The organism is Bradyrhizobium sp. PRIMUS42, from assembly GCF_023006515.1.
Lineage (GTDB): Bacteria > Pseudomonadota > Alphaproteobacteria > Rhizobiales > Xanthobacteraceae > Bradyrhizobium.
This window is the reverse complement of the sequence record NZ_JALBGZ010000606.1, coordinates 1-3,816: the sequence shown is the minus strand read 5'-3', so window position 1 is coordinate 3,816 and position 3,816 is coordinate 1. Positions and strand designations below refer to the sequence as shown.

4 protein-coding genes are annotated in these 3,816 nt (G+C 63.5%); all 4 read left to right on the top strand.

Features of this window, described 5'->3' with window-relative positions; genetic code table 11:
- A partial coding sequence (locus MOV75_RS30280) for a TonB-dependent receptor (RefSeq protein WP_247007153.1) occupies positions 1 to 2,272 on the top strand: 2,272 nt, incomplete at its 5' end.
- A 96-nt stretch (positions 2,273 to 2,368) separates the two neighbouring features.
- Positions 2,369 to 2,770: a hypothetical protein gene (locus tag MOV75_RS30275; RefSeq protein ID WP_309486850.1), complete on the top strand. Its 402-nt coding sequence runs from the start codon at positions 2,369 to 2,371 to the stop codon at positions 2,768 to 2,770.
- A gap of 139 nt (positions 2,771 to 2,909) precedes the next feature.
- On the top strand, positions 2,910 to 3,077 hold the full coding sequence (locus MOV75_RS30270) for a hypothetical protein (RefSeq protein WP_246930361.1): 168 nt from the start codon (positions 2,910 to 2,912) through the stop codon (positions 3,075 to 3,077).
- 59 nt (positions 3,078 to 3,136) lie between these two features.
- Complete coding sequence (locus MOV75_RS30265) at positions 3,137 to 3,544, top strand: hypothetical protein (RefSeq protein ID WP_246930359.1); 408 nt, start codon at positions 3,137 to 3,139, stop codon at positions 3,542 to 3,544.
- Positions 3,545 to 3,816: the final 272 nt, after the last annotated feature.

Sequence of the window (3,816 nt, the reverse complement as noted above, 5' to 3'; positions counted from 1 at the left end):
CATCGGCGCAGCGTCGTCCGCCAGTCCCCGGACGCGCATCTACGTCTACCCGACCGCGCCGGGCACCGGCAGGGGTCTCGATGTCGACAAGGTGCCGTCGGCGATCAACGCCGTCGATCCGAGCCAGATCAAGCGCACGGGCTCGCTGAACGTCACCGACGCGCTGCGCGACAACATCGCCGGCGTCAACATCACCGAGGTCACCGGCAATCCGTTCCAGCCGGATGTCGAATTCCGCGGCTTCGTCGCTTCGCCCGTGACGGGCACACCGCAAGGCCTTGCGGTGTATCAGAACGGCGTCCGCATCAACGAAGCCTTCTCGGATGCCGTCAATTGGGACCTGATCCCGACCGCCGCGATCAGGTCGGTGACGCTGGTGACCAACAATCCCGCCTTCGGCCTCAACGCGCTGGGCGGTGCGATCAATCTGCAAATGAAGGACGGTTTTACCTATCAGGGCGCCGAGATCGACGTGATGGGCGGCTCGTTCGGACGCGTCCAGGGCTCGGCGCAATGGGGCAAGCAGGTCGACAAGAACTACGGTGTCTACGCCGCGCTCGAAGGCCTTCGCGACAACGGCTTCCGCAATTTCTCGCAATCGACCGTGCGGCGCTTCTACGGCGATGTCGGCTACAAGGCTGGCGACAGCGAATTCCACGCCAATATGGGCGTCGCCAAGAACGATTTCGGCGCCAGCGCCACCGTTCCCGCCGAGCTGCTCGATAAATATTGGGGCGCGACCTACACCACGCCGCAGACCACGTCCAACCGCGTCGGCTATCTCAATCTGACCGGCAAGGCCGAGCCGACGCCGACCTGGACACTCGAGGGCGCCGCGCATGTGCGCAGGTACGAGCAGAAGCTCGTCGACGGCAATCCGACCGACGTGCAGGAATGCGCCGCCCCGGGGCTGCTGTGCTTCGGCGACGATGCGACGCCGGCGAACGGCACCAACGGCGCGCAGCTCGTCAATCCGTATCCGACCGGAACCATCCTTGGCGAGATCGACCGGAGCACGATACGTTCGACCAGTTTCGGCGTGTCAGGGCAGGCCACCAACACCGATCAGTTGTTTGGCCACGACAACCGCTTCGTGATGGGCGCGAGCTATGACGCCGGCGTCACGCGCTACAACGCCACCGCCGAGATCGGCTCGATCGGAGAAAACTACGTTGTCAGCGGGAGTGGCCTCTTTCTGGGGCCGACCGGCCAGCCGACGACGGTTGCCGGTCCCGTCTCGCTGCGGACCGTCAATCAATATAACGGCCTGTATGCGATGGACACGTTCAACGTCACGGATGCCTTCGCCATCACCGGCGGCGGCCGTTTCAACGTGGCGCGGATCTCGCTGGAGGACCAGCTCGGGACCGATCTCAACGGCGATCACACCTTCACGCGCTTCAATCCGGTGATCGGCGGCACCTACAAGATCACGCCGGGGCTGACCGCCTATGCCGGCTATTCCGAGGCCAACCGCGTGCCGACGCCGCTCGAACTCGGCTGCTCCGATCCAGCCCGCCCCTGCCTGATCGCGGCGTTCCTGGTCTCCGATCCGCCGCTCAAGCAGGTCGTCTCCAAGACCGTGGAAGCCGGCCTGCGCGGCACCAAGGAGCTGAATATCGGCACCCTCGGCTGGAAGATCGGCGGCTTCCGCGCCACCAATTACGACGACATCGTCGCGGTCCCCGTCGTCGGGCGGACCGGCTTCGGCTATTTCTCAAATGTCGGCCGTACTAGGCGGCAGGGCCTCGAGGCTGAGGTCAACATCAAATCGCCCACGCTTCAGTTCCAGGCGAGCTACGCCTTCGTCGACGCGCGCTATCTTGACCCCCTCGAGCTCGGCTCGGAAAGCCCGTTTGCCGATCCGGCCACGGACACTATCCAGGTCAGGCCCGGCAACCAGCTCCCCGCGATCCCGCGCCACCGCGTCAAGGTCGGCGTCGACTATGCCGTGACCGACGTCTGGAAGGTCGGCGGCAACGCGCTCTACGTCTCCAGCCAATACCTGGTCGGCGACGAGTCGAATCAGTTCGCGAAGCTGCCGTCTTATACGGTGTTCAATCTCCACACGTCCTACCAGGTGGCGAAGAACATCCAGCTCTATGGCAAGGTCGACAACATTTTGGACAAGCGCTACGCGACCTACGGACAGTTCTTCGACACAGGAGCCTTGCCCAACTTCACCAACGGCGGCAACGACTTCACCGACCCGCGCTCGCTCAGCCCGGCCCGGCCGCGCGCGTTCTATGCGGGGATGCGGGTGACGTTCTAGGCACGGGTCTGTGTCCGTACGGTTCGGTGCGTTCTAGGGTCGGTAAGGCGAGCTGCCGGAAGTCCCGGCGCCGGGCGTCGCGCCCCATGTTCCGCGATGGCGCTCGCTGAGCTTGCAGAATATTCCGCCTCCGGCATGATGGCTTCGGAGGCCTGCTTTGCCGTGTCGTTGAAGAATCCGGATGCCGTCGCTTCGATCGTTTCAGCGCTTCGGCACGTCTACGGTGACGAGGTCGCGCGATTCATGCTGGTCGAGGGCATGAGCCTCGCCGACTTGATCGATGCGATGTTTTCCGCGCCCTTGACGCACCGCGAGGCCGTTCGAGATATCACCGACGGATTGGACGATTTTGTCATTTCACCGGACCTGGGTCTCGTGTGGCACCTCAGGTACATCTATGGAGACGAGCCCGGCTCCCTGCATGTCGTGGACATGGAGATCGCCACGCCGGATGGCACGCTGGCAAGCAAGGACGTCTGGCTTCGTCTGTCCTCCTAGAGGCGGGGCCGCCCTTGGGATGATTCGGCCCCGTTCCGCGGGCGTTGTCTTTACCAGTCAGAAACCATCTCAAATGATCCGAAAATTTTAACGAAACCGCTCGGGCCTCTCCGCGTCAGTTTGTTGGAGGGCCGGTGTGATGACAGAGCGCCAATTGAGAGAGCAGGAATGCCAGATCGCGCGTTATCGGCGTTTGGAACGGGAGGTTACGGACCCGCTCGCCGCGTGTCTGCTCCACGGCATCGTCGAGGAGCTTGAAGCCGAGCTGCGTAAGCAGCGTCCGGATTGGCACGGGCCACGTGATTAACGCTTTCTTAGCGCTAGTCATGCGGATTATTGTGGGGGATGTCAGGGGAGACTGCTCCCATGCTGAAGGACGGCACATATGCGGCGTGGTACAAGACGCCGCTCGATCAGGGGACCGGCATCGTCCATGTCGCGGACGGACAGATTTGGGGCCGTGACAGCCTGATGACCTACCACGGCTCGTGTCAGGTCGATGGAGATCGCTTCACCGCCACGGTGTCGACGAAGCGTCATACCGACGGACGTGCCACGGTGTTCGGCGTGGACGACGAGCTCATTTTGGATATCGAGGGAAACTGCCCCGGCAAGATCGCGACTTACACCGCGACGGCACAGCAAGTGCCGGGAATGGTCCTCCAGGGAACGCTCATTCTCACCGAACAGCAGCCGCCGGCACATGACCAGGCTGAGCAGCGCACAGCCTTCAACCCCGGCAAGCTGCCAAAGTTGCCGAAGCGCTCGCGCTGATCACGGGAGCCGGCGCATCTGCTGGCCCGCATCCATATGTCGCGCCCCAGACCGCGCGATTCTGCATCCGGCTTTCCCCAAAGCTTGCTTCTCAAACCGCCCTGAACTCGCCATTGTGCGCCCGCAACAGCTCGGAGCGGAGAAGCATCAATGTCGGACAAGGTCTCGCGTCGCCGGTTCGCGAAAATCGCGGGGCTGTCTGCGGCCGGCTTGACCGGTCCGATTGACGCGGCAAAGGCCAAGCCGGCAGCGGCGCCGCGCGCCGGCTTTCC